Source organism: Variovorax sp. MPBD4-3, assembly GCF_058809745.1.
In genome coordinates this window covers 1-1,737 of sequence record NZ_JBXASW010000133.1, presented here as the reverse complement: position 1 = coordinate 1,737, position 1,737 = coordinate 1, and the positions used below count along the sequence as shown (strand labels likewise).

Annotated in this window: 1 protein-coding gene; it reads left to right on the top strand. The window is 67.5% G+C overall.

Annotated elements, in window-relative coordinates; all coding sequences use genetic code 11:
- Positions 1-1,514: S41 family peptidase (locus AC1RVW_RS30785; protein ID WP_493204523.1), on the top strand; the 1,514-nt coding region annotated here is incomplete at its 5' end.
- Between the last annotated feature and the right edge of the window lie 223 nt (positions 1,515-1,737).

The window sequence follows — 1,737 nt, the reverse complement described above, 5'->3', positions numbered from 1 at the left end:
GAGGAGGTGGTGGCGGCGGCGGCTTGCCGATCGGTCTCGTGCCCGCTGCCACGCCCCCCGTCACCACGCCGCCCGCCAGCAACAGCACGGGCATCGTGCCATCGTCATCGGTCGCCGGCCTCTGCGCCGCGCCGCGCACCGGCACCAATCCGGAGACCGGCCGGGCCTATCCCGACAGCGCCGGCTCCCTGGACAACGAGAAGAGCTGGGTGCGCGCCTGGATCGACGAGACCTACCTCTGGTACAGCGAGGTGCCGGCCACGCTCAAGGCTTCCGACTACGCCACGCCCGTCGCATGGTTCAACGTGCTCAAGACGCCACTCACCACGTCGTCGGGCAGGCCCAAGGACCGCTTCCACTTCGTGTACGACACCGAGGCATACCGCCAGCTCTCGCAGGGCGGCGTGTCGGTCAGCTACGGCGCGGAGTTCGTTTCCATCGCCACCAGCCCGCCGCGCGAACTGCGCGTGGTCCTCGTCGAGCCCGGCTCGCCTGCCGACCTCGCCGGGCTCAAGCGCGGCGCCAGGCTGCTGAGCGTGGACGGCGTCGATTTCGTCAATGCGACAGGAGCCGCCAACGCCGCCACGATCAACAACGCGCTCTCGCCGAAGACCGTGGGCGAGTCGCACAACTTCACGTTCAAGCTGGGCAGCGATCCGGCCACGTCCTTTTCCCTGGCGGCGGCCAACGTCACGAGCACGCCCGTGCAGAACATCAAGGTCCTCGACGTGGGTGGCGGCACCAAGGTGGGCTACCTGCTGTTCAACGACCACATCACGACCTCCGAGCAGAAGCTCATCGATGCGGTGAACACCTTCAAGTCCAGCCCCGGCGGCATCCAGGACCTCGTGCTCGACATGCGCTACAACGGCGGCGGTCAGCTCGCCATTGCCAGCCGGCTGGCCTACATGATCGCCGCGCCGTCGGCCACGGCGGGCAAGACTTTCGAGCTGCTGACCTTCAACGACAAGAACCCGTTCCGCCTCTCGGTGGCGCAGAGCCTGATGCCGTTCTACAGCACCAGCCGCACCGGCGCGGCGCTGCCGTCGCTCGGCCTGCCGCGTGTGACCGTGCTGACCAGCCCCGACACCTGCTCGGCCAGCGAGTCGGTCATCAACAGCCTGCGCGGCGTGGGTGTCACCGTCAACCTCGTCGGCGGCACCACCTGCGGCAAGCCCTACGGCTTCTACCCGCAGGACAACTGCGGCACCACCTACTTCGCGATCCAGGTCAAGGGCGTGAACCAGCAGGGCTTCGGCGACTACGGCGACGGCTTCGCGCCCAACTGCGCCGTGGCCGACGACTACGACCACCAGCTCGGCGACCCGAACGAAGCCCGGCTGGCCGCGGCCCTCGCGCTGCGCAGCGGAGGCTCCTGCCCCGTGCCGATGGCCAAGGCCATGGCGCGCGGCCTGGAGAAGGCCGAGCCGGCCGAAGCCGAGACGCCTTTCCTGATCGACCAGTCGCCGCTGCGCCGCAACCGCCTGCTCGACTTCGCCCCCAGCCCGGGCTGACCCTTCGATACCGCCCCGCGGAAAACCCTGAGCTGGAGCGCTTGCCACGCTGCCGGCTTGCGCCCTAAAGTTTGGCAAACGTTTGCGCAAACCTTTGCGAAACGTTTGTATTTCAGATTTTCTCGACTGAAAACCAAACGCTTAGGAGAAGCAGATGCGCAAATGGATCGGGACGATGTTCATCGTCGTCATCGCGGTGCTGGCTGGTTGCGGTGGTGGTGGC